This is a genomic window from Oceanibaculum sp. (assembly GCF_022449305.1).
GTDB classification, from domain to species: Bacteria; Pseudomonadota; Alphaproteobacteria; order Oceanibaculales; family Oceanibaculaceae; genus Oceanibaculum; species Oceanibaculum indicum.
Map to the genome: position 1 here is coordinate 67308 of NZ_JAKUSO010000002.1, position 24366 is coordinate 91673.

General features: G+C 64.9%; 22 protein-coding genes and 1 other RNA gene. 13 read left to right on the plus strand and 10 right to left on the minus strand.

Annotation, left to right across the window (positions count from 1 at the left end; translation table 11 throughout):
• The first annotated feature begins 123 nt into the window (after positions 1–123).
• From MK313_RS00735 to MK313_RS00745, 3 genes are all read left to right on the plus strand, one after another.
• Positions 124–573 (plus strand): cupin domain-containing protein, encoded by a 450-nt coding sequence (locus MK313_RS00735; RefSeq protein WP_287779521.1) that lies wholly within the window; start codon positions 124–126, stop codon positions 571–573.
• Positions 574–580: 7 nt separating this feature from the next.
• Positions 581–1447 carry an SDR family oxidoreductase gene (locus tag MK313_RS00740; RefSeq protein ID WP_287779524.1) on the plus strand — a complete coding sequence of 289 codons (867 nt, stop codon included), beginning with the start codon at positions 581–583 and terminating at the stop codon, positions 1445–1447.
• Positions 1448–1594: 147 nt separating this feature from the next.
• Positions 1595–3658: an elongation factor G gene (locus MK313_RS00745; RefSeq protein WP_287779527.1), complete on the plus strand. Its 2064-nt coding sequence runs from the start codon at positions 1595–1597 to the stop codon at positions 3656–3658.
• Between the two features lie 190 nt (positions 3659–3848).
• Here MK313_RS00745 and MK313_RS00750 read toward each other — a convergent pair whose 3' ends face one another.
• Both MK313_RS00750 and ssrA read right to left on the minus strand, forming a co-directional pair.
• On the minus strand, positions 3849–4367 hold the full coding sequence (locus MK313_RS00750) for an SspB family protein (protein ID WP_121220691.1): 519 nt from the start codon (positions 4365–4367) through the stop codon (positions 3849–3851).
• 125 nt (positions 4368–4492) lie between these two features.
• Positions 4493–4871, minus strand: a transfer-messenger RNA (tmRNA) gene (ssrA, locus tag MK313_RS00755).
• Between the two features lie 98 nt (positions 4872–4969).
• Between ssrA and MK313_RS00760 the strand changes: the two genes are divergently transcribed.
• Positions 4970–5764 (plus strand): thymidylate synthase, encoded by a 795-nt coding sequence (locus MK313_RS00760; RefSeq protein ID WP_287779532.1) that lies wholly within the window; start codon positions 4970–4972, stop codon positions 5762–5764.
• Between the two features lie 13 nt (positions 5765–5777).
• On the opposite strand, the gene MK313_RS00765 is transcribed toward MK313_RS00760, so the two are convergent.
• The gene (locus tag MK313_RS00765) at positions 5778–6065 is read right to left on the minus strand and encodes a GIY-YIG nuclease family protein (RefSeq protein WP_008945129.1); all 288 of its coding nucleotides are present in this window, start codon (positions 6063–6065) and stop codon (positions 5778–5780) included.
• A gap of 216 nt (positions 6066–6281) precedes the next feature.
• Between MK313_RS00765 and folA the strand changes: the two genes are divergently transcribed.
• The 6 genes from folA to MK313_RS00795 all read left to right on the plus strand — a co-directional run bounded on the left by folA (position 6282) and on the right by MK313_RS00795 (position 12759).
• Positions 6282–6791, plus strand: a complete 510-nt coding sequence (folA, locus tag MK313_RS00770; RefSeq protein WP_287779536.1) for a type 3 dihydrofolate reductase — start codon at positions 6282–6284, stop codon at positions 6789–6791.
• 23 nt (positions 6792–6814) lie between these two features.
• Positions 6815–8527: a SulP family inorganic anion transporter gene (locus MK313_RS00775; protein ID WP_287779539.1), complete on the plus strand. Its 1713-nt coding sequence runs from the start codon at positions 6815–6817 to the stop codon at positions 8525–8527.
• Positions 8528–8711: 184 nt separating this feature from the next.
• Complete coding sequence (gene hflK / locus MK313_RS00780; protein WP_287779542.1) at positions 8712–9878, plus strand: FtsH protease activity modulator HflK; 1167 nt, start codon at positions 8712–8714, stop codon at positions 9876–9878.
• An 11-nt stretch (positions 9879–9889) separates the two neighbouring features.
• Positions 9890–10771: a protease modulator HflC gene (hflC, locus tag MK313_RS00785; protein ID WP_287779545.1), complete on the plus strand. Its 882-nt coding sequence runs from the start codon at positions 9890–9892 to the stop codon at positions 10769–10771.
• 76 nt (positions 10772–10847) lie between these two features.
• The gene (locus tag MK313_RS00790) at positions 10848–11033 is read left to right on the plus strand and encodes a DUF2065 domain-containing protein (protein WP_287779548.1); all 186 of its coding nucleotides are present in this window, start codon (positions 10848–10850) and stop codon (positions 11031–11033) included.
• A 211-nt stretch (positions 11034–11244) separates the two neighbouring features.
• Positions 11245–12759, plus strand: coding sequence for a DegQ family serine endoprotease (locus MK313_RS00795; protein ID WP_287779551.1), 1515 nt, complete (start codon positions 11245–11247; stop codon positions 12757–12759).
• Positions 12760–12827: 68 nt separating this feature from the next.
• Here the strand turns inward: MK313_RS00795 and folE are convergent, their stop codons facing one another.
• The 6 genes from folE to miaA all read right to left on the minus strand — a co-directional run bounded on the left by folE (position 12828) and on the right by miaA (position 19009).
• Complete coding sequence (folE, locus tag MK313_RS00800; protein WP_287779822.1) at positions 12828–13469, minus strand: GTP cyclohydrolase I FolE; 642 nt, start codon at positions 13467–13469, stop codon at positions 12828–12830.
• 204 nt (positions 13470–13673) lie between these two features.
• Positions 13674–14066: a Co2+/Mg2+ efflux protein ApaG gene (apaG, locus tag MK313_RS00805; RefSeq protein WP_008945121.1), complete on the minus strand. Its 393-nt coding sequence runs from the start codon at positions 14064–14066 to the stop codon at positions 13674–13676.
• Positions 14067–14443: 377 nt separating this feature from the next.
• Positions 14444–15463: a ketol-acid reductoisomerase gene (ilvC, locus tag MK313_RS00810; RefSeq protein ID WP_008945120.1), complete on the minus strand. Its 1020-nt coding sequence runs from the start codon at positions 15461–15463 to the stop codon at positions 14444–14446.
• A 62-nt stretch (positions 15464–15525) separates the two neighbouring features.
• Entirely contained in the window at positions 15526–16065 is a 540-nt protein-coding gene (gene ilvN, locus MK313_RS00815) for an acetolactate synthase small subunit (protein ID WP_008945119.1), read from the minus strand.
• Between the two features lie 81 nt (positions 16066–16146).
• A complete protein-coding gene (locus MK313_RS00820) occupies positions 16147–17922 on the minus strand; it encodes an acetolactate synthase 3 large subunit (RefSeq protein ID WP_121220689.1) in 1776 nt (591 codons plus the stop codon).
• Positions 17923–18028: 106 nt separating this feature from the next.
• The gene (gene miaA, locus MK313_RS00825) at positions 18029–19009 is read right to left on the minus strand and encodes a tRNA (adenosine(37)-N6)-dimethylallyltransferase MiaA (RefSeq protein ID WP_287779556.1); all 981 of its coding nucleotides are present in this window, start codon (positions 19007–19009) and stop codon (positions 18029–18031) included.
• 66 nt (positions 19010–19075) lie between these two features.
• On the opposite strand from miaA, the gene serB reads away from it, so the two are divergent.
• Positions 19076–19972: a phosphoserine phosphatase SerB gene (gene serB, locus MK313_RS00830; RefSeq protein WP_287779558.1), complete on the plus strand. Its 897-nt coding sequence runs from the start codon at positions 19076–19078 to the stop codon at positions 19970–19972.
• A gap of 74 nt (positions 19973–20046) precedes the next feature.
• Here the strand turns inward: serB and MK313_RS00835 are convergent, their stop codons facing one another.
• Positions 20047–21156, minus strand: a complete 1110-nt coding sequence (locus MK313_RS00835) for a hypothetical protein (protein WP_287779561.1) — start codon at positions 21154–21156, stop codon at positions 20047–20049.
• Positions 21157–21671: 515 nt separating this feature from the next.
• On the opposite strand from MK313_RS00835, the gene MK313_RS00840 reads away from it, so the two are divergent.
• Together MK313_RS00840 and argE are read left to right on the plus strand one after the other, a co-directional pair.
• A complete protein-coding gene (locus MK313_RS00840) occupies positions 21672–23123 on the plus strand; it encodes a TrkH family potassium uptake protein (protein ID WP_287779564.1) in 1452 nt (483 codons plus the stop codon).
• 29 nt (positions 23124–23152) lie between these two features.
• The gene (gene argE / locus MK313_RS00845; protein WP_287779567.1) at positions 23153–24313 is read left to right on the plus strand and encodes an acetylornithine deacetylase; all 1161 of its coding nucleotides are present in this window, start codon (positions 23153–23155) and stop codon (positions 24311–24313) included.
• The last annotated feature ends 53 nt before the right edge of the window (positions 24314–24366 follow it).

Consider the following 24366-nt stretch of genomic DNA (forward strand, 5'->3'; position numbering starts at 1 on the left):
TGCCGGCGCGAGCCGAGGCCTGGATTCCCGGGACAAGCCCGGGAATGACGGTTTGAGTGAAAGTGCGATGCCCCGCGTACAACACCACCCCACCTGCACACGAAACACCGCCGGGAGAGCCCCATGCAGGACCGCGACGCCGACGCCATCATCCGGCATCTGGGGCTGGAACCCCATCCGGAGGGCGGCTATTTCCGGGAGACCTTCCGCGATGCGCCGGCGGATGGCTCGCGCGGGGCGCTGACCTGCATCCACTACCTGCTGAAGGCGGGCGAGTTCTCGGCCTGGCACCGCGTCACCGACGCCACCGAGATCTGGCATTTCCAGGCCGGCGCGCCGCTGGTGCTGACCCTGTCGCCGAACGGTCACGATGCCGAGGCGCATCATCTGGGCAATGACGTGCTGGCCGGGCACCGCCCGCACATCGTCGTGCCGCCGAATTGCTGGCAGACCGCCGAGAGCCTGGGGCACTGGACGCTGGTCGCCTGCACCGTGGCACCGGCCTTCGATTTCGCCGGCTTCGAGATGGCGCCGCCGGACTGGCGGCCTCTCCCCCGCCCTTCGGGCCGCTGACGACACCATGGCGGACCATCTGTTCTGTTTCGGCTTCGGCTATACGGCGGAGTGGCTCGCCAGGATGCTGCTGCCACAGGGCTGGAAAATCGCCGGCACCGCCCGCGAGGCGGACAAGCGCGCGGCGATGGAAGCACGCGGCATCGCCGCATATCCCTTCCCCCTGCCCGACCCGGCACAGGCGCTGGCAGATGTGACCCATATCCTGTCCTCCGTCCCGCCGCGCGACGGGCACGACCCGGTGCTGGCCGCGCATGGCGAGGCAATAGCAGCACTGCCCAACCTCGCCTGGGCCGGCTATCTCTCCACCACTGGCGTCTATGGCGATACTGGCGGCGCCTGGGTGGACGAGGACAGCCCGCTCGCCCCCTCCACGCCCTCCGGCAAGGCACGGGTGGCGGCGGAAGCGGAATGGCAGGGCCTCAATCTTCCGCTGCACATCTTCCGCCTGTCCGGCATCTACGGGCCGGGGCGCAGCGCCATAGACCAGCTGCGCGCCGGCACAGCCAAGCGCATCGTGAAGCCGGGGCAGATCTTCAACCGCATCCATGTCGCGGATATCGCGCAGGTGCTGGCCGCCTCGATGGCGCAGCCCGATCCGGGGGCGATCTACAATCTGGCGGATGACGAGCCTGCCTCCTCGGCCGATGTCGTGCTGGAGGCCAGCCGCCTGCTGGGCGTCGAACCGCCACCGGAAATCCCGCTGGAACAGGCCGGCCTCGGCCCTATGGGGCTTGCCTTCTATTCCGAGACCAAGCGTGTGCGCAATGACCGCATCAAGCGCGATCTCGACATCGCTCTCGCCTGCCCGACATACCGCGAGGGGCTGGCCGCCTGTCTTACCCCCTCCTCGGCCGCCGGCACACAGAATTAGTCTTTTCTGATTTTCTTCCTTGCATCCCCTCTCCCCGCCTGCTGACATAGGCGTTCATCAAGAAAGATGCGTCCCGCTCCGCCGTCCCCGGCGCGCTTCGGGAACGATGAAGAAGCGGGCCGCCGGCATTTGCCAAGGGAGGTGGCCATGGTCGCAAGAACCGAACGCATGCCCATCGACACGCCGCGCTGCGCCGTGCTGGTGGGCCCCTATCTCAGCGGCAAGACATCCCTGCTGGAAAGCCTGCTGGCGGCTTGCAGCGCCATTCCCCGGCAGGGCAGCGTGAAGGACGGCAACAGTATTGGCGATGCCTCGCCCGAGGCCCGCACCCGGGGCATGAGCGTGGAGCCGAACATCGCCCATGCCAGCTATATGGGCGAGCCCTGGGTGTTCGTGGACTGCCCCGGCTCCATCGAATTCGCGCAGGATTACCGCAACGCGCTGCAGGTGGCCGATGTCGCGGTGGTGGTGTGCGAGGCGGACCCGGCGCGCGCCCTGACCATCGCCCCGATCCTGAAATATCTGGATGATGAGGATATCCCGCACATCCTGTTCGTGAACCGCATGGACGAGAGCACAGGCCGCGTGCGGGACCTGCTGGCGGCCCTGCAGGCGCATTCCCGGCGGCCGCTGGTGCTGCGCCAGGTACCGATCCGCGAGGGCGAACACGTGACCGGCTATGTCGATCTGGCGAGCGAGCGCGCCTATCGCTACCGGCCGGGCCAGCCCTCCGACCTGATCCAGTTGCCGGAGACCGCGCTGGCGCGCGAGCAGGAGGCGCGCGGCGAGATGCTGGAGGCGCTGGCCGATTTCGACGACGGGCTGCTGGAACAACTGCTGGAAGACATGGTGCCGGAGACGCACGACATCTACCGCACGCTGGCGAAGGATCTGCAGTCCGACCTGATCGTGCCGGTGTTCCTGGGCGCTGCGGAAAAAAACCATGGCGTACATCGCCTGCTGAAGGCGCTGCGGCACGAGGTTTCCGACGTGGCCCATACCGCCGGGCGCAAGGCGATCCCGCCGGAGGGCGAACCGCTGCTGCAGGTGTTCAAGACGCTGCACCTCGCCCATACCGGCAAGCTGTCGCTGGCCCGGATCTGGCGCGGCAGCGTGAAGGACGGGCAGATGCTGACCGGCCCGCACGGGCAGGCGCGCATCAGCGGCCTCTATCACCTGCTGGGGTCCAATCTGGCGAAGATACCGGAGGCCGGCCCCGGCGATGTGGTGGCGCTGGGCAAGCTGGAGCCGGTCGCCACCGGCGATGCGCTGACACCCGCCGATCATCCTGCGGACGCACCCGACTGGCCATCCCCGCTGGCGCCGGTCTATGCCATGGCGCTGCATGCCGCCAACCGCAATGACGAGGTGAAGCTGTCAGGCGCGCTGCAGAAGCTGGTGGAGGAAGACCCCTCACTGACCGCCCGGCATGACGAGGATACCGGCGAGCTGCTGCTGTCCGGCCAGGGCGACATCCATCTGCAGATCGCCGCCGACCGGCTGAAGGGGAAGTATAATCTGGCGGTGACGCTGGCCCGCCCGCAGGTGCCCTACAAGGAGACCATCCGCCGCAAAGCCGAGCAGCATGCAAGGCACAAGAAGCAGAGCGGCGGCCATGGCCAGTTCGCCGATGTGAAGATATCGATCCAGCCGCTGCCGCGCGGATCGGGCTTCCAGTTCGTGGACAGGATCGTCGGCGGCGCGATTCCGCGCCAGTACATCCCCTCCGTCGAGGAAGGGGTGCGCGAGTTCATGACGCACGGTCCGCTGGGCTACCCGGTGGTCGATGTCCAGGTGACGCTGCATGACGGGCAGTTCCACAGCGTGGACAGTTCCGACATGGCCTTCAAGCTGGCCGGCCGGCAGGCGATGGCCGAGGGCATGCCAGCCTGCGAGCCGGTGCTGCTGGAGCCGATCCTGTCGGTCGCCATCGCGGTGCCGAACGAGTTCACCTCCAAGGTGCAGCGCCTGATCACCGGGCGGCGCGGGCAGATACTGGGCTATGACGCGCGCGCCGGCTGGGAGGGCTGGGACGAGGTGCAGTGCTACATGCCGCAGGCGGAAATCCACGACCTCATCATCGAGCTGCGCTCGGCGACGCTGGGCGTGGGCAGCTATAGCCAGCGCTTCGACCATCTGCAGGAACTGACCGGCCGGCTGGCCGACCAGGCGGTCGCGCGCTCGACAAACGGAGCCGTCGCCGCGCAGTAGGGGCTCAGCTCAACCGTCACCCCCGGGCTTGTCCCGGGGGTCCAGGCTTCCGCCCGCACCGACCTTGCCAGTGCCGGCGATGACCGAGCCTCCTTAAACGTGGACCCCCGCAACAAGTGCGGGGGTGACGAAGGAGGATAAGAGGAGAGCAAGGCTCACCCCTGAGGGTGGGGTGCAGACGGGACGTCGGTTATTTCTTGCGGAATTTATCCAGCGTCACGACATTGGCGCCATTCTCGGAGGCCGCGTTTGCCTCCGCCGGTTCGTCGGCGGCTGCCTCTGGGGCGGTGGCCTCCGGCGCGGCTGCCGGCTTCCCGGCGGGTGTGAAAGCGGCCACGCCTTCCGGCGTCTCCTGCACCTGCGCCTCCTCGGCGACCTGGAACTGCAGGCCGAACTTCACCGACGGATCGACGAAACCGGTGATGGCAGTGAAGGGGATCGACAGCTTCTCATGCACATCGTTGAAGCTGAGCAGAACCTCGAAGCGGTCCTCCGTCACCTTCAGCCCCCAGAACTGGTGCTGCAGGACGATGGTCATCTCGTCCTCGTACTTCTGGCGCAGAAAGGCAGGGATATCCACGCCGGCCAGCTGCGTCTTGAAGGTGATGTAGAAATGATGGTCGCCCGGCAGGCCGTTGATCGCGGCCTCTGTCAGCGCGGTCCGGACGACGCTGCGCAGCGCCTCCTCAACCAGCCTGTCGTATCTCAACTGATCCTGCACCTGTCGATTTCGCCCGGTTGGATGGCCCGCCTGCCCGAAAGGGCCGGCCGGCGGATTACGGCCAGCACGCTCGGCACCAAGATCGGGAATGGAGCCACGCGGCAACGAAAGTAAGTGGAGGGCTTCTGTTGCCCGGTGCCCTCCGAACCGCGCCTTACCTTAGCAAGATAAGGGCTTAAGGGTGGTTACCCAGACCGCAATTAAGCGGCGAGGGCGACCTGCTTGGAGTTGTCGTTCGCAACTACTAGCTTGGCCCGATAACGGTGGTACCATGCCGGGAGAAACTTACGCCTTTACTACACACGTCGATCCTGTTTCGCCCCCAGAGGGATGCGCCAGCCCACATATCCGTAAACGGGCGCATCTTGTAAACTGGTGGAGGCGCCGGGTACCGCCCCCGGGTCCGTAATGCTTATTCCGCGAAAGGTTTATCCCCATAGCCGGTTTCCCGACGCCTTAATAATAGGTATTCCGAGGGCGGAACGAAAGGGGTAACCACTTACTTTTTATGGGGGCTGCATCGCGGCTAAACACCATATATAGTAATGGCAGGCTCCACAGACCCAAGACATCGCTTCCAAGGCAGTGCCATGCAGACCTATCTCGACCTCCTGCGCCATGTCCGCCAGACCGGCACCTACAAGTCCGACCGCACGGGCACCGGCACCTACAGCGTGTTCGGCTACCAGATGCGCTTCGACCTGGCAGAAGGCTTCCCGCTGGTCACCACCAAGAAGCTGCATGTGAAGTCGATCATCCATGAGCTGCTGTGGTTCCTGCAGGGCGACACCAACATCGCCTATCTGAAGCGCAATGGCGTGTCGATCTGGGACGAATGGGCGGACGAGAATGGCGAGCTGGGGCCGGTCTATGGCCATCAATGGCGGTCCTGGCCGACGCCGGACGGCGGCAGCATCGACCAGATCAGCCAGCTCATCGGCCAGATCAGGGCGAACCCGGATTCCCGCCGCCTGATCGTCAGCGCCTGGAACGTCGCCGAGGTCGGCCGGATGGCGCTGCCGCCCTGCCACTGCCTGTTCCAGTTCTATGTGGCGGACGGCAGGCTCTCCTGCCAGCTCTACCAGCGCTCCGCCGACATCTTCCTGGGCGTGCCGTTCAACATCGCCTCCTACGCGCTGCTGACAATGATGGTGGCGCAGGTGACCGGACTGAAGCCGGGCGAGTTCATCCACACGCTGGGCGACGCACATCTCTATGCCAACCATGTGGAACAGGCCGACCTGCAGCTGACCCGCACGCCCTACCCGCTGCCCACCCTGCGGCTGAACCCGGATGTCGGCAGCCTGTTCGACTTCGTCTATGAGGATTTCACGCTGGAGAACTACCAGGCCCACCCGCACATCAAGGCCCCGGTGGCGGTGTGAGAGGCGGTGTGAGTTAGGCGTTCAGCGTCTCATATAGATCGCGCCAGTCCGGATTGGTGCGGTCGATCAGGTTGAGCTTCCAGTCCCGCTTCCACCGTTTCATTGCCTTCTCCCGCTGGATCGCGTCAGCGGCAGTGTCGAACATCTCGTAGTAAACGAGGCGCGAAACGCCATGGCGCTTGGTAAAACCGTCCGCCGCCCCCGCCTTGTGTTCGTGGACCCTTCGCGCAATGTCGTTGGTCACACCGATATACAGGGTGCCTTGCTCTCCGCTTGCGAGGATATAGACGAAGAAAGCCATCTTGGATTCCAAGCTTTCATCTGCGGTGGGCTCGCTCAATTATCGGCTACATACTCTATCCGTCACCCCCGGGCTTGTCCCGGGGGTCCAGGGTCCAGCTTATACCGGCGGTGCCTAAGCGAGCGGAAGCCTGGATTCCCGGCACAAGGCCGGGAATGACGGTCAGAGAAACACCAAGGTTTAAGCGAAATCGCCCTAAAATCGAAAGGTGCCACCATGATCTTCTCCGCCATTGCCGCGATGGCGCGCAACCGGGTGATCGGCCAGGATAACGGCCTGCCCTGGCGGCTGCCGGGTGACCTGAAATTCTTCAAGAACATGACGCTGAGCAAGCCGGTCGTCATGGGCCGCAAGACCTTCCAGTCCATCGGCAGGCCGCTGCCCGGCCGGCCCAACATCGTGGTGACGCGCGATCCCGCCTTCGCAGCCGAGGGTGTCCACATCGCCCGCGACATCGACAGCGCGCTCGACCTTGCCGCCAGGCTCGCGCGGGAGACCGGCGTGGAAGAAGTCATGGTGATCGGCGGGGCGGAGATCTATGCCCAGGCGCTACCTCGGCTCGACCGGCTGTACCTCACCGAGATCGACGCGGAAATTGCCGGCGACGCGCATTTCCCGGAGATCGAGCCCCGCGCCTGGCGCGAGGCTGACCGCACGAATCCTGTATTGGATGCAGCCTCCGGCCTGTCCTACTGTTTCGTGACCCTACAGAGAGTAGGGACTTAAGCACTTTTCAGAAAGCCGCCCTCATGGCGCAGAATCCCTTGGCGCAGCCGCCTGCCGACCCCGCCAGAAGCCGCAGCAGCTTCACGCCGAAGCTGGTAACGGCGCTGCAGGAAGGCTACGGGTTCAGCAAGTTCCGCCAGGACGCCATCGCCGGGCTGACCGTTGCCATCGTGGCGCTGCCGCTGGCCATGGCGCTAGCGATCGCCAGCGGCACCACGCCGGAACGCGGGCTGTTCACCGCCATCATCGCCGGCTTCCTGATCTCCGCGCTGGGCGGCAGCCGGTTCCAGATCGGCGGCCCTACCGGCGCCTTCGTCGTCGTGGTGTTCAACGTCATCGACCGGCATGGCTATGACGGGCTGGTGATCGCCACCATCATGGCCGGCATCATGCTGCTGGCCTTCGGCCTGCTGCGCTTCGGCACCTACATCAAATATGTGCCGCAGCCGGTGGTGACCGGCTTCACGGCGGGCATCGCCGTCATCATCTTCTCCAGCCAGGTGCGCGACCTGCTGGGGCTGGAAATCGAAAGGCTGCCGGCCGATTTCCTGCATCAGTGGGAGGCCTATCTCGCGCATCTGTCGAGCGTCAACTTTGCCGCTGTCGGGCTGGCCGCGCTGACGCTGGCGATCATCATCGGGCTGAAGCGCTGGCGGCCGCGCTGGCCGGGTTTCCTGATCGGCGTGCTGGCGGGCACGCTGCTGGCATTCGCCGTGGGGCTGCCGGTCGAGACCATCGGCAGCCGGTTCGGCGAGATTCCCAACATGCTGCCCAGCCCCAGCCTGCCCGACATGTCGCTGGAGCGTATCCGCATCCTGTTGCCCGACGCCTTCACCATCGCGCTGCTGGCCGGCATCGAATCGCTGCTCTCCGCCATGGTCGCCGACGGCATGACCGGGCGGCGCCACCGCTCCAACGGCGAACTGATGGCGCAGGGTATCGCCAATGTCGGCTCGGCCATGTTCGGCGGCATCCCCGCCACCGGCGCCATCGCCCGCACCGCGACCAACATCCGCTCCGGCGCCGTCAGCCCGGTCGCCGGCATGCTGCACGCCCTGTTCCTGCTGGTATTCATGGTGGCGCTGGCGCACCTGATGGTCTATGTGCCGCTGGCCTGCCTTGCCGCCGTGCTGGTGGTGGTGGCCTGGAACATGAGCGAGGCCGACCGCTTCCGCCATCTGATGAAGGCGCCGCATGGCGACCGGCTGGTGCTGCTGCTGACCTTCGGCCTGACCGTGCTGGTGGACCTGACGGTGGCAATCCAGGTTGGCATCGTGCTGGCCGCCATCCTGTTCATGGTGCGCATGGCCGAAGCAGTCGAGGTGCAGGGCGGCGTCAATCCCCTGGCAGACGACGATGACGGGGACGAGGACAGCAACGAGCGCGAGAACCTGCCGCCCGGCGTCGAGGTCTTCCTGATCCGCGGGCCGCTGTTCTTCGGCGCGTCGGGCCGGCTGACCGACGTGCTGGAACGGGTCGGCGCGACGCCGAAAGTCTTCATCCTGCGGCTGCGCCATGTCCCGCTGATGGACGCCAGCGGCGCCGGGACGCTGGAGGCCTTCCTGAAACGCTGCCAGTCGCAGGGCACGACCGTCATCCTGTCCGGCCTGCAGCCGCAGCCGGCCGGGCTGATGGCCCGCATGGGGCTGATCCGCGAGGGCGCAGGCGCCCCGGTTGTGGCAGCCGATTACCGCAGCGCCGTGGCGGCCGCGCGGACGCTCACCGGCGGGGACTGAAAGGCGTCAGCGCGCCGATCTTTCAGCCGCAGCGCATTGAAAACCGGCGGCTACAGCCAATATCCCGGAGGGTCGAGGCGCCGCTCTTGCGCCCTGCGGGTGCCTTTCTCTGGAAACGCCCGATGGGATCGCGTAAGGATGGCGTGCGCGACAAAGGAAAAACAGGCCAGGCTGGGAAACAAGAATGCCTTGGAATAGCAATCAGGGGGGCGGCCAGGGCGGCGGCCCTTGGGGTAGTGGCGGCAATGGCGGCAGCCCGTGGGGCCGTCCGGGTGGCGGCGGTGGCGGCGGCGGTGGTCCGCAGCCCCCCAATATCGAAGAACTGATCAAGAAGGGTCAGGAACGCTTTCAGAACATGATGCCGGGCGGCTTCGGCAACACCAAGGGCATCATCCTGGTCCTGCTGGTGGCCGTGGCGCTGTGGGGCGCCAGCGGCTTCTACCGCGTGCAGCCGGATGAGCAGGGCGTGGTCCTGCGCTTCGGCGAATGGGTGCGCACCACCGGCCCCGGTCTGAACTACCACCTGCCCACCCCGATCGAGAGCGTGCTGACCCCGAATGTCACGCGCGAAAACCGCATCGAGATCGGCTTCCGCTCGTCGGGCGATTCCGCCGGTCGCGCCGGCGTCAGCCGCGACGATCCCGAGGAAAGCCTGATGCTGACGGGCGACGAGAACATCGTCGATATCGATTTCGTCGTGTTCTGGCGCATCAAGGATGCCGGCCAGTTCCTGTTCAAGCTGCGCAACCCGGACCTGACCGTGAAGGCGGTGGCGGAAAGCGTGATGCGCGAGATCATCGGCCAGACGCCGATCCAGGTCGCGCTGACCGAAGGCCGCCAGGTGATCGAGGTGCGCGCCACCGAGAATGCCCAGCGCCTGCTGGACGATTATCAGTCCGGCGTCGAGGTGCGGCAGATCCAGCTGCTGGCGGTCGATCCGCCGGCCCCGGTCGTGGACGCCTTCAACGAGGTGCAGCGTGCCCGCGCCGACAAGGAGCGTGTGCGGAACGAGGCAGAAGCCTACCGCAACGACATCGTGCCGCGCGCCCGAGGCGATGCGGAGCGGCTGATCCAGGAAGCCCGCGCCTACCGCGAGGAGGTGGTCAACCGCTCCCAGGGTGACGCGCAGCGCTTCCTGTCGGTGTATGAGGCCTATTCCAAGGCCCCGGACGTCACGCAGCAGCGCATCTACATCGAAACCATGCAGCAGATTCTGGGCAACGTGCAGAAGGTCATCATCGACGACAAGGATGGCGGCCAGGGCGGCGTCGTGCCGTATCTGCCGCTGCCGGAAATCCAGAAACGTACCGGCCAGGGCACATCGACCGCCCCGGCGGCGAACCGGAACTGAGGGAGGACGCCATGCCACGCAAATTGCTTGCGATCCTGGGCGGCCTGATCGTCGTCGCCGGTATCGTTGCCTCCAGCGCGCTGTTCACCGTGCATCAGACCGAGCAGGTGCTGGTGCTGCAGTTCGGCGAACCCAAGCGCGTCGTGAAGGAGCCGGGCCTGCATGTGAAGCTGCCCTTCATCCAGAACCTGCAGCGCTATGAGCTGCGCGTGCTGGACCTCGATCCGCCGCGCCAGCAGGTCATCCTGGTGGACCAGAAGCGCCTCGATGTGGACAGCTATGCCCGTTTCCGCATCACCGATCCGCTGCTGTTCTACCAGTCGGTGGGCAACGAGTTCGGCGCCCGCCAGCGGCTGACCGCGATCATCAACTCGTCGCTGCGCCGGGCACTCGGCAACGCCAACCTGACCGACATCCTGTCGGCCAACCGTGACGCGATCATCACCCAGATGACCAGCGAGGTGAATGCCTCGGTCGAGCGGCTGGGCCTGCAGATCGTCGATGTCCGGGTGCGCCGCGCCGACTATCCGGAACAGACCAGCCAGGCGATCTACAACCGCATGCGCTCCGAGCGTGAGCGGGAGGCGAAGGAAGCCCGCGCCGAAGGCTTCGAGCTGGCCCAGCAGATCCGCGCCGATGCCGACCGCCAGCGCGTCGTCATCATCGCCAATGCCGAGCGTGAGGCACAGATCGTGCGCGGCCAGGGCGATGCCGACGCGATCAATATCTATGCGCAGGCCTTCGGTCGGGACCCGCAGTTCTTCACCTTCTACCGCAGCATGGAGGCCTACCGCGAATCGCTGGGCCAGGACGGCACCACCATGGTGCTGTCACCGAACAGCGACTTTATGCGCTTCTTCAACAGCATGAGCGGCACAGCCACGCCCCGCTAAGGTTGAAGGTAATGTTTCCTGGCGCGGCGGTGGCCATCCGGCTCCGCCGCGCTATTTTTTTTGACGAGGTACCGGTGTGACCGACCTGCTGACGGCCATTGCCCTCATGATCGCCCTGGAAGGGATACTTTATGCCCTGTTCCCCGGCGGCATGCAGGCCATGATGCGCATCGCCATCGCGCAGCCGCCGGCAAGCCTGCGGCTGGCTGGGCTGCTGGCCGCGGCGGTGGGTGTGCTGCTGGTCTGGTGGATACGCGGTTAGCTGCGGCAAGGGTGCCGCAAATGGCCCCACAAATGCCCAAAACGGATTGGGGTATGTCTTAATTTGACCATATGTGAAAAGCTGAATAGCGGACATGCGACGCCCTCCGATGCGTCGAACCGCCATCGGGCTTTCCGGTCAGGTCAGGAACGATACCAGCCGTGACCGGGTTCCCGACTTTCCTGTGACGAAGGACAAGAGAAGGCCTCCCATGAGCAATCGTCTGGCGTTCCTTCCCGGTAAACGCGCGCAAGCAGACGGGTCGTCCCGCCGCCTGTCCGCGAACCGGTTTTTCGCGACCCTGCTGGCCCTCGCGGTGCTGGTCCAGGCCGTGCCCGCCCTCGCCCGCCCGGCGCCCGACAGCTTCGCCGACATCGCCGAGAACCTGCTGCCGGCGGTCGTGAACGTTTCCACCACGCAGACCGTGCAGTCCTCCCCCCAGGACGTGCCGGAGATGCCGCAATTCCCTCCCGGTTCGCCGTTCGAGGAGTTCTTCCGCGACTTCTTCGATCGCCAGCAGCGGCCGAACCAGCCGCGCCGCGCCACCTCGCTGGGGTCCGGTTTCGTCATCGATGCCTCTGGCTTCATCGTGACCAACAACCATGTCATCGCGGACGCCGACAAGGTGACCATCCGCATGCATGACGATGCCGAGTTCGAGGCGGAGATTGTCGGCCGCGACCCGAAGACCGACCTTGCCCTGCTGAAGATCAATCCCGGCGACTACAAGCTGACCGCCGTGGGCTGGGGCGACAGCGACGCCAGCCGCGTCGGCGACTGGGTGCTGGCCATCGGCAACCCGTTCGGCCTGGGCGGCACGGTGACCGCCGGTATCGTCTCGGCGCGGGCCCGCGACATCAATGCCGGCCCCTATGATGATTTCCTGCAGACCGATGCCTCGATCAACCGGGGTAATTCGGGCGGCCCGATGTTCAACATGTCGGGTGAGGTGGTCGGCATCAACACCGCCATCTATTCGCCGTCCGGCGGCTCCATCGGCATCGGCTTCGCCGTGCCGTCGGCGCTGGCCAAACCGGTCATCGAGCAGCTGAAGGAATATGGGCGCACCCGCCGCGGCTGGCTGGGTGTCCGCATCCAGATGGTGACCGACGAAATCGCCGAGAGCCTGGGCCTCGACAAGGCGCGCGGCGCGCTGATCGCCAGCGTCACCGAGACCGGCCCGGCCGACAAGGGCGGCATCAAGGCCGGCGATATCGTGCTGAAGTTCAATGGCCAGAACGTCCCCGACATGCGCCGCCTGCCCCGCATCGTGGCGGCCACCAAGATCGACGAGGACGTGCCGGTCGAGATCTGGCGCGACGGCAAGAAGCTGACCGTGAAGGTGAAGGTGGGCGAGCTGGAGGAGGCCGAACAGGCCGGTCTGCTGGACCCGACCAAGCCGGCCGATTCCGGCGCCGTCAACCGCACGGTCGATTCGCTGGGCCTCAGCCTCACCGGCGTGACCCCGGAACTGCGCCAGCGCTTCGGCCTTGCAGACACCGCCAAGGGCGTGCTGGTGACCGAGGTGAAGCCGAACAGCCCGGCGGCCGAAAAGGCCATCCAGCCTGGCGACATGATCGTCGAGGTCAGCCAGGAGGAGGTGAACAGCCCGGCCGAACTCGTCGAGAAAGTGCAGTCCGCGCAGAAGGCCGGCCGCAAGTCCGTCCTGCTGCTGGTCAACCGCAAGGGCGAGATGCGCTTCGTCGCGGTGCGGATCGAGGGATAACCCCCAACACCCGCGCAAAACAAAAGGCCCCGCTCCGGCGGGGCCTTTTTCGTTCCGGCGTATATCCCTTACAGGGCAGCGCTGCTCTGCGGGTTGCCGATCATCGTCAGGAACTCGCGGCGCGTGCTGGCATTGGCGCGGAAGGCGCCCAGCATGCGGCTGGTGACCATGGAGGTACCGTGGGTATTCACCCCGCGCGAGGTCATGCAGCCATGCTCGGCCTCGATGACAACGGCCACGCCCTTGGGTTCCAGCACGTCGTTGATGGTGTTGGCGATCTGCGCGGTCAGCCGCTCCTGGATCTGCAGCCGGCGGGCATAGGCGTTCACCACCCGCGCCAGCTTGGAGATGCCGACGACACGGTTCAGCGGCAGGTACGCGACATGCGCGCGCCCGACGATGGGCGCCATGTGATGCTCGCAATGCGAGACGAAGCGGATGTCGCGCAGCAGCACCATCTCGTCATAGCCGTCGGTCTCGTCGAAGGTGCGCTTCAGCATCTCCACCGGATCGACCGCATAGCCGCCGAACCATTCCTCATAGGCCTTGGCGACGCGCTTCGGCGTGTCCAGCAGCCCTTCGCGCGCCGGATCGTCGCCGGCCCAGCGCAGCAGCGTGCGCACCGCCGCCTCCGCTTCTTCCCGCGACGGACGCTCGACACCGGATACCGAACCGAGAGTCAGCCGGCTGGCCTCGACGGACGGCTTCATGATGTTTTCGTTCATGGCATGCCTTTTCGGGTCATGGTCACCGTCCGGGCCGGAGCGGGAATACTCAGGCGCATTCTGGCAGACGGCATCTCCTTCACATGCCCTCCAAATGGCGCCCGGTCATGGGGCTTCAAGCGCATATGAAGAAAAACTTTTATTTTTCAGTAACTCGTGAACCACCGGATGGTTCGCTGCGTATATGGCCTAATTCAGCCGGACGGGCTGGTGCGGGCTGTCCAGCGAGAAGGCCGGCACATCGATGTCGAAATGGCTGCCATCGCCGGCTTCCATCGTATAGGCGCCGACCATGATGCCCGATGGCGTGCTGAGCGGCGTGCCGCTGGTATATTCGAAGCTCTCCCCCGGGCGCAGCACCGGCTGCTCGCCGACGACGCCATCGCCGCGCACTTCCTGGGTGCGGCCCAGCGCATCGGTAATGCGCCAGAAGCGGCGGCGCAGCTGCACCGTCTCGCTGCCCTCATTCTCGATCTTCACCTGATAGGCCCAGACATAGTGATTGTCGGACGGGGTGGACTGGTCCTCCAGATAGATGGGCCGCACGGTGACGCTGATCGATCGGGTGGTCTGCTTGTACATGGCCTCTTCTCCGGGCGCGGCGATCCGTGGCGCCGCCTGCCGTCTTGTCGATCCATATTTAAAGCCGGAAGGCGCTTTGTCCAGTAAACCCGGCCATGCACGGCGGGGCGGCTTGAAATGCTGGCGTTCGATCTTGCTGTTCCGTCATTCCCGCACTTGTTGCGGGAATCCAGGCCTCGGCTCGCTTCGGCCTCGCCTGAGCGGGCTGAACCCTGGACCCCCGGTACAAGACCGGGGGTGACGGCCGGAGTGTGAGGCAGGGCCTGAGTGTAGGGCACCGAAAGCATATCGCTGTTTCACACTGGGGTACTATCCCCCGAACGGCAAAGGGCCCGGGACGGTGCCCGGGCCCTCGCCAATCCGTCTGACGGAACGGATCAGTTCTTGGTCTTGTCGACGAGGCGGTTCTGGCCGATCCACGGCATCATCGCGCGCAGCTTCTCGCCCACTTCCTCGATCGGATGGGCGGCGGCCTTGGCGCGGGTCGCCTTGAAGGAGGTCTGGTTGACCTTGTTCTCCAGCATCCAGTTGCGGGTGAAGATGCCCGACTGGATGTCGTTCAGCACGCGCTTCATCTCGGCCTTGGTGTCGGCGGTGATGATGCGCGGGCCGGTGACATACTCGCCATATTCGGCGGTGTTGGAGATCGAGTAGTTCATGTTGGCGATGCCGCCCTCGTAGATCAGGTCCACGATCAGCTTCACCTCGTGCAGGCACTCGAAATAGGCCATCTCCGGGGCGTAGCCGGCTTCCACCAGCGTCTCGAAGCCGGCGCGGATCAGCTCGACCAGGCCGCCGCACAGCACGACCTGCTCACCGAACAGGTCGGTCTCGCACTCTTCCTTGAAGGTGGTCTCGATGATGCCGGCGCGGCCGCCGCCGATGGCGCAGGCGTAGGACAGGGCGATTTCCAGCGCATTGCCGGAGCTGTTCTTGTCCACCGCAACCAGGCAGGGCACGCCGCCGCCGCGCTGATATTCGGAGCGCACGGTGTGGCCCGGGCCCTTCGGCGCGATCATGAACACGTCGAGGTCGGAGCGCGCCTCGATCAGGTTGAAATGGATGTTCAGGCCATGCGCGAAGCAGATCGCCGAGCCCTTCTTCATGTTCGGCGCCAGTTCGGCATTGTAGATATCGGCCTGCAGCTCGTCCGGGGTCAGCATCATGACCACGTCTGCATCCTTCACCGCCTCGGTCGGGGTCTGCACCTTGAAGCCGGCGGCCTCCGCCTTCTTCGCCGTGGCGGAGCCGGCGCGCAGTGCGACGACGACGTTCTTCACGCCGCTGTCCTTCAGATTGTTGGCGTGGGCATGGCCCTGGCTGCCGTAACCGACGATGACGATCTTCTTGTCCTTGATCAGATTCACGTCGGCATCGCGATCGTAATAGACCCGCATGGTGTAGTTCCTTCGTTTTCGACTGGGTTGGGGTTGATGGCGTTGCCGCCGTACTGATTGAGTTAGATACCGTCCGCCGTGGCGTCGCGCTGCATGCCCATGGCAATGTCGCTGCCCCGCGAGATCGCGACCACGCCGGTGCGCGACACCTCCACCTTGCCCAGCGCCACCATCAGCTTGATGAAGGCGTCGAGCTTGCCGGCGGTACCGGTCAGCTCGAAGGTGAAGCTCTCCAGCGTGCTGTCCAGCACGCGGGCGCGGAAAGTGTCGGCGATGCGCAGCGCCTCGATGCGATCCTCGCCGGTGTTGGCGACCTTGATCAGCGCCAGCTCGCGCTCGACATGCTCGCCATCCGCCGTCAGGTCGGCGACCCGGTGGACCGGCACCAGCCGGTCGAGCTGCGCCTTGATCTGCTGGATGATCATCGGCGTGCCGCTGGTGACGACGGTGATGCGCGACAGGCCGCGCGCCGTATCGACCTCGGACACGGTGAGGCTCTCGATATTGTAGCCGCGGCCGGAGAACAGGCCGATCACCCGGGCGAGCACGCCGGGCTCGTTATCCACCAGCACGGCGATGGTATGGCGTTCGATGGCTTCCAAGAATCAGGCTCCAGAATGGGCCGCCGGCGAAGCGAAGGCGGCATGTCGGGGAAGGCGGACGGGCGCTGCAGCAAGCAGCGCCTAGACGAGGACCATCCCCTCCTCCGAGGTCGGCTGCTCGGCATGATCCTCCGGCCCCAGCAGCATCTCGTAATGCGCGGCACCGGACGGGATCATCGGGAAGCAGTTTTCCTTCTGATCGACGCAGATATCGGCGATGACCGGGCGGTCCACCGCCAGCATCTCCTTGATGACATCGTCCAGCTGGTCCGGCCGTTCGGCGCGCAGGCCCACCGCCTGGAAGGCCTCGGCCAGCTTCACGAAGTCGGGCAGCGCCTCCGAATAGCTTTCCGAATAGCGCCCGCCATGCAGCAGTTCCTGCCACTGGCGCACCATGCCCATCCACTGATTGTTCAGGATGAACACCTTCACCGGCAGATTATACTGCGCCAGCGTGGACATCTCCTGGATGTTCATAAGGATCGAGGCCTCGCCGGCGATATCGACCACCAGCGCGCCCGGATGCGCGATCTGCACGCCCATGGCGGCAGGCAGGCCATAGCCCATGGTGCCGAGGCCGCCGGAGGTCATCCAGCGGTTCGGCTTCTCGAAATGGAAATGCTGGGCGGCCCACATCTGGTGCTGGCCAACCTCGGTGGTGATGAACACCTCGTCGCGCTCGCGGGTCAGCTCGTACAGCCGCCTGATCGCGTGCTGCGGCTTGATGGTCTTGTCGGACGGGCCGAACTTCAGGCTGTCGCGGCTCTTCCAGTTGTCGATCTGCTTCCACCAGGCGGCCAGCGCCTTGCCGTCCGGCGACAGCTTCTGCTTCTGCCAGCGGCCAACGATCTCCTCCAGCACATTGCCGACATCGCCGACCAGCGGCACGTCCACCCGGACATTCTTGTTGATCGAGGACGGGTCGATATCGATGTGGATCTTCTTCGAATTCGGCGAGAACTCGGTCAGCTTGCCGGTCACCCGGTCGTCGAACCGCGCGCCGACGCACAGCATGACATCGGCATTATACATGGCGAGGTTCGCCTCGTAGGTGCCGTGCATGCCCAGCATGCCGAGGAAATGCGGGTCGGAGGCCGGCAGCGCGCCGAGGCCCATCAGCGTCAGCGTGCAGGGATAGCCGGTCATCCGCACCAGCTTGGTCAGCAGCTCCGACGCGTGCGGGCCGGAATTGATGATGCCGCCGCCGCCATAGATGATCGGCTTCTTGGCGCCGGCCAGCAGGCGCACTGCCTCGTCGATGGCCGCACTGTCGCCCTTCACCTGCGGGCGGTAGCTCTTGTGCAGCCGCCCATCCGGCTTGCCGCCATAGGGCCCCTTGGCGAACAGCACGTCCTTCGGCAGGTCGATGACCACCGGGCCGGGCCGGCCATTGCTGGCGACATAGAATGCCTCATGCACCACGCGCGACATGTCGCGCACATCCTTCACCAGGTAATTATGCTTGGTGCAGGGGCGGGTGATGCCGGTGGTGTCGGCCTCCTGGAAGGCGTCATTGCCGATCAGATGCGTCGGCACCTGGCCGGTGAGGCAGACGATGGGGATCGAATCCATCAGCGCGTCGGTCAGGCCGGTCACCGCGTTGGTGGCGCCGGGGCCGGAGGTCACCAGCACCACGCCGGTCTTGCCGGTGGAGCGCGCATAGCCTTCCGCCGCATGCACGGCCGCCTGCTCGTGGCGCACCAGGATGTGGCGGATACGGTTGTTCTTGAAGATCTCGTCATAGATCGGCAGGACAGCACCACCGGGATAGCCGAAGATAACCTCGACGCCCTGATCCTCAAGGGCGCGCAGCAGCTGGGCAGCGCCGCTCATCTCCTCCTGGGGCTCGGTCGTCATCTTGTCGGTTGCCATCTTCATTCATCCTGTGGATGCGGTCGGTTTATGCGGTCACAAATCGCCCCTCGCCGCGCTTTCGGCGCGGGGGAGGCCGGAAGCTAGACCGTCAGCCCTTCGCGGTCAACCCAGATTGACGAATTTTCGAAAAGATTTCATCTCGCGGGCTTGTCGAATATTTCGCGCCATAGCCTGTCTCGAAAATCATGGCATCCTCCATCTGGTGCCGGAACCAGGTCACCTGCCGCTTGGCGTAGCGCCGCGTCTCGCGCTGCGCCTGGTCGATGGCGGTCTCCAGCGTCAGCTCCCCGGCCAGATGCGCCGCCAGCTCGCGCACGCCCAGCGCCTTCATCACCGGCAGCGCCGGATCGAGCCCGCGCGCGGCCAGCGCCCGCACCTCCTCCAGCGCCCCCATCTCCACCATCTGCATGAAGCGCCCGTCGCAGGCGGCATAGAGCGGGGCGCGCGCCGGCAGCAGCACGAAGGACAGGAAGTCGAGGCCGGTCGCCGCGCCCGTTCTGGGAGCCGCCTGCCAGTCGGCCAGCGAGCGGCCGGTCGCGTTCAGCACCTCCCAGGCGCGGATCAGCCGCTGCGTATTGCCGGGATGCAGCCGCGCGGCCATCACCGGGTCGCGCTCTGCCAGCCTTTCGTGAAAGCCGGGGCCGCCGAGCTGCGCATGCAGCGCCGTCGCCTCCGCGCGGAAGATGGCCGGCACCGCCGGCACCGGGGCGATGCCGCGCATCATCGTCTGCAGGTACAGCCCCGTCCCGCCGCACAGCACCGGCAGCTGGCCGGATGCCTGGACGCGCGCAATCTCCGCCAGCGCCAGCTCGCGCCAGCGCCCGGCCGAGCATTTCTGCGACCCGTCCAGCACGCCATAGAGACGGTGCGGCACGCGGCGCTCCTCCGCCTCCGAGGGGCGCGCGGTCAGCACCCGCAGATCGGCATAGACCTGCATGGAATCGGCATTGATGACCACGCCCCGGAACGCCTCGGCAATCTCCACCGCCAGCGCCGACTTGCCGCTGGCGGTCGGCCCGGCGACCACAATCACGGGCGCCCCTCCCGACATGGTCCCCGGCATCGTCATCGTATCTTCCCTTTTCCTGCCGCGCGCGGGGGGCTAGATAAGCGCGTTCCCATTGCGAGGTAACCCATGTCGTTCGTCCTGACCCTGATCGCCGATCCCGCCCGCCAGACGCTGGATGCCGCCCTGCTCGATGCCGCCGGAGCCGCCCTGACGGAGTCCGGCGCCACGCCCGGTTCCCGCGACTGGCTGGCCGAGGGAACAGCCCTCGACATCGCGCTGGAAACGGCAGACCCCGTGACGGCGGAAGCCGCCCTGCGCGACCGCCTCGCCGGTGCGCCCGTCGATATGGCGATACAGAAGCCGGACGGGCGGCGCAAGAAACTGCTGCTGGCCGACATGGATTCCACCATCGTCACCAGCGAGACGCTGGACGAGCTGGCCGCCTATGCCGGCCTGAAGGAGAAGATCGCCGCGATCACCGCGCGCTCGATGAATGGCGAGATCGATTTCGCCACCGCGCTGCGCGAGCGCGTCGCCATGCTGAAGGGCCTGTCGGCGGATGCGCTGGACCGGACCTATGAGGGGGTGGAGCTGACGCCGGGCGCGCGCACGCTGGTGCAGACCATGCGCGCGCATGGCGCCCGCACCGCGCTGGTCTCCGGCGGCTTCACCTGGTTCACCGGCAAGGTGCGGGAGCGTTGCGGCTTCCACCTCGACCGCGCCAATGTGCTGAATGTCGAGGCGGGCGTGCTGACCGGCACGGTGGCGGAGCCGATCCTCGACCGCGACGCCAAGCTGGCCGCGCTGAACGAGCTGGCCGCCGAGCTGGCCATCGCCACGGAAGCCGCCGTAACGGTGGGCGACGGCGCCAACGACCTCGCCATGCTGAAGGCCGCCGGCCTGGGTGTGGCCTTCCGCGCCAAGCCCATCGTGGCCGCAGAAGCCCGCTTCCGCGTGGACCACACCGACCTGACGGCGCTGCTATACTATCAGGGCTACCGGAAGGCGGAGATGGTGGGGTAGGGGGTGTTATGCTAGCCTGTCCACTTCAATATGCCAGCCTCCCTGCTTCAGGCAAAAGCACCTTGGTCCTCGCGCTAATATAAAGTGATAAGCCGCAAAACTTTGTTAACCGCTTGATACTCTAGCGCCGCCAAGAGCCTTATCGGCCTCGCTTCATTGACCGATGGCAGTTCAATGATGATATTGAATTTGTGGACATTGTGCTCAGCGTCGAATGCCATGTTGTAAATGTAGTTATCCAAAACCTTCTCCCTAATGCGGGCAGCAAGTTCAACGTTGCTCACATTCTCAAGTCCGGCGGCGGACATCGACCCCACCTTCTCGCACTTCAAATACGCAAGTTTTGCATCTTCAACACAGACCTTGAAGTCCGTGAATGGAAGCGGTGATGCGCTTATTGCGTTTAGAGAAAATTCGAGATCTTCCTCAAATCCCTCAATCACAGGGCGCTCGATCTTGTACGAGAGAAGCGTACCTTCGAGATATGATGGAACACTGCGACAAATATAGCCATTTTCCTCGAATGGGTAGCCGGACGTATTGACATCTTCGTCTAAGTCTAGATCGTCTTCGTGGCATTGAATGATAATGCTCCCATGCTTCACGCACACGTTCACAAGCATGGTTGAGATCAGCAATTTGAATACTGAAGAGTATGTTGTGTCCGCATAGCCAACATAGGCCCTGTAATCTGTCAGACCTTCATTAATGAGACGAACCATCGTTTCAGTCAGATTATTGATATAAACGATGAAAAATTGCGTGCTGTGTTCGAAATCGACCTCCCGCCGCAGCGTAACCGCGTCGTTCATGGCCATAAAAAGCATTGACTGACTCTCGTTATCGCCGAGGTAATCGCCAGCGAGAATGCTGTGATTGCTTTTACGATCAAAGAGCGGGATCAGCCGTTTAAATATGTCATAACCGTACCAGCTGCTGTCGATAGCCTTGCTATCAAATACCAATGCGATTTCACGCCGCTTTGTACTGGGAATCAAAGCGGTCTTAAGTCGGTCGTAGCTTACTCCTTTCCTGGCAAGCGCCTCTTCGACTAAGTGCCGTAGCGCCTGAATCTCTTTGTGCATCTGTTCGGGCGACACGTTGAATTGCCGGCGAATCACCTCAAGCATGACGTTATCGCGTGCATTCAGAGTATGGAGAGGTTTAGTCAACAGCTTGGTCATCCCCGCACCTCAATTTTACGAAAGTTATTTTCGTCTAATTTTGTTTTCCCCACACGTTTAGAGCTAGATAAAAAGAAATATCCACAAAAACCCGAGAATACAGAAATACTATATTCTGATTATAGTCTTTAACATTAAATAATTCGTCTTTCTCTCGTTGTCATGCCCGGACTTGATCCGGGCATCCAGGGGCCACAGGCTGAGACGTTTCAGGCAGGGCACCGCCCCTGGACCCTCGGGTCAAGCCCGAGGGTGACGAAAGAAGAAACTGTCCCACCGCACGATATCTGCCCGAGGGTGACGACGGAAGAGGGGCGTTTCCAAGGTCATTCTGCGATGTGTCGGGTCGCCCCCTTGCTCTCCTGCTGGCCCTCCCACTGGACAGGCGCGCCGTTATCGCCTTTGATCGCGCGATGATGCGCCCGAGCAGAACCACGACCCGAAAACCGGTCCCCCTGACGGCCCCCATAACGGCTTCCGTGATGGCCCACCCTTCCCTGATGGCAGGCTGAGCCGTGCCCGCTCTCGGTCCCGTTCTCTATATCGTCGGTCTGGTGCTGGCCCTGCTGGCCGGGGTGATGGTCATTCCCGCATTGGTGGATGCGCTGACCGGGCATGAGGACTGGCAGGTCTTCGCGGCCTCCGCGCTGATCACCCTGTTCGCCGGCGTGTCGCTGATGCTGACGACGCAGGGCACGCGCACCGTCTCGCTCAATCTGCGGCAGGCCTTCCTGCTGACCACGCTGCTGTGGCTGGTGGTGGCGCTGTTCGGCGCGCTGCCCTTCGCCTTTTCCGACCTGAAGCTGAGCTACACCGACGCCTTCTTCGAGGCGATGTCGGGGGTGACGACCACCGGCTCCACCGTCATCGTCGGGCTGGATACCGCCCCGCCGGGGCTGCTGCTGTGGCGCGCGCTGCTGCAATGGCTGGGCGGCATCGGCATCATCGTGATTGCCATGGGCATCCTGCCGATGCTGTCGGTCGGCGGCATGCAGCTGTTCAAGACCGAGGCGTTCGACACGCCGGAGAAGGTGCTGCCGCGCACCGCGCGGCTGGCCGGCGGGCTGGGCATGCTCTATGCCGGCATCACGCTGGCCTGGACCTTCATGCTGTATTTCGCCGGCATGAGCGGCTTCGACGCGCTGGCCCACGCCATGACCACGGTGGCGACCGGCGGCTATTCCACCAAGGACGCCTCGATCGGCCATTATGACAGCGCGCTGATCGACTATATCGTCGTGGCCGGCATGCTGGCCGGCAGCCTGCCCTTCATCGCCTATCTGAAGGCGGTGCGCGGCGATATGCGCATGCTGCTGCAGGACAGCCAGGTGCGCTGGTTCCTGTCGATCACCGGCGCCGCCGTGCTGCTGGCCGGGGGCTGGCAGTTCTGGACGCTGGACACCCACCCGCTGGAGGCGGTGCGCCATGCCGCCTTCAACTGCATCTCGGTGATGACCGGCACCGGCTTCGCCACCACCGATTTCGGGCTGTGGGGCGGCTTCGGCATGTCGCTGATGCTGTTCCTGATGTTCCTGGGCGGCTGCGCCGGCTCCACCACCTGCGGGGTGAAGATCTTCCGCATCCAGATCGCCTATGCCACGGCGCGCGCGCAGATGAAGCGGCTGCTGCGCCCGCATGGCGTGTTCATCCCGCATTATAACCGCAAGCCGGTGCCGGAGGATGTCTCCACCGCCGTCATCGGCTTCCTGATCACCTACATGCTGTGCTTCCTGCTGCTGTCCATGCTGCTGGGGCTGCTGGGACTCGACTTCGTGACCGCGATTTCCGGCGCCGCCACGGCGATCAGCAATGTCGGCCCCGGCCTGGGCGACATCATCGGCCCGGCCGGCAATTTCTCCACATTGCCCGACGCCGCCAAATGGGCGCTGTCGCTGGCCATGCTGATGGGCCGGCTGGAGCTGTTCACCGTCCTCATCCTGTTCGCGCCCTCCTTCTGGCGCGGCTGACCCCCCCTTCCTTTCAGGAGAGTCCTTCCGTGACCGATACCGCACGCGCCATCGCCATGATCCGCCGGCTGGTCGCCTTCGACACCACCTCGGCGCTGTCCAACCTGGCACTGATCGAGGATGTGAAGGCCTATCTGGCGGAATACGGCATCGACAGCCGGCTGACCTTCGATGAAGCGCACGGCAAGGCCAACCTCTATGCCACCATCGGCCCGAAGGACAAAGGCGGGGTGGTGCTGTCCGGCCATACCGACGTGGTGCCGGTGGAGGGCCAGATCTGGGCGACCGACCCGTTCGAGGTGGTGGAGAAGAACGGGCTGCTCTACGGGCGCGGCACCAGCGACATGAAGAGCTTCATCGCCATCGCGCTGATGCTGGTGCCGGAGCTGGTGAAGATGGAGTTGAAGACGCCGATCCATTTCGCCTTCTCCTTCGACGAGGAAGTCGGCTGTTTCGGCGTGAAGCACCTGATCCGCGATATCGTGGAGAATTTCCCGCTGCCGCGCGCCGTCATCATCGGCGAGCCGACGGAGATGAAGCTGGTCACCGCGCACAAGGGCGTGCAGGCCTACCGCGTGGAGGTCACCGGCGTCGCCGGCCATTCCAGCCTGCCGCAGAACGGGGTGAATGCGGTGTTCGCCGCCACCGACCTGATCCAGACCGTGAAGGCGATGCAGGAAGCGGCAAAGCAGCGCCCCAGCGCCGAGGCGTTCGAGCCGCCCTATTCCAGCTTCAATATCGGCCGCATCGAGGGCGGCACGGCGGGCAACATCATCCCGCAGAACTGCAACTTCTCGGTCGAGATGCGCATCGTGCCGGAGGATGACGGTGCGGCGATGGAAGCCGAGCTGCGCGCCGCCGTCGAGGCGCTGGATGCGGAGCTGAAGGCGCAGTCGCCGAAGGCCGGCGCCACCATGAGGCTGTTCGCCGCCGTGCCGCCGCTGAAGCCGGAGAGCGACGGCGTGGCCGAGACGCTGGTGCGCCACCTGACCGGCGTGAACCAGACCGGCGTGGTCGCCTTCGCGACCGAGGGCGGGCTGTTCCAGGAGGCCGGCATCTCCACCGTCATGTGCGGCCCCGGCTCCATCGTGCAGGCGCACCAGCCCGACGAGTTCATCGCCATCTCTCAGGTCGAGGAAGGCATCGCCTTCATGCGCAAGCTGTTCGCCTGGGCGGAAAAGACGGCGTAGGAGGCAGACTGTTTTTTGTTCGTCATCCTCGGGCTTGACCCGAGGATCCAGGG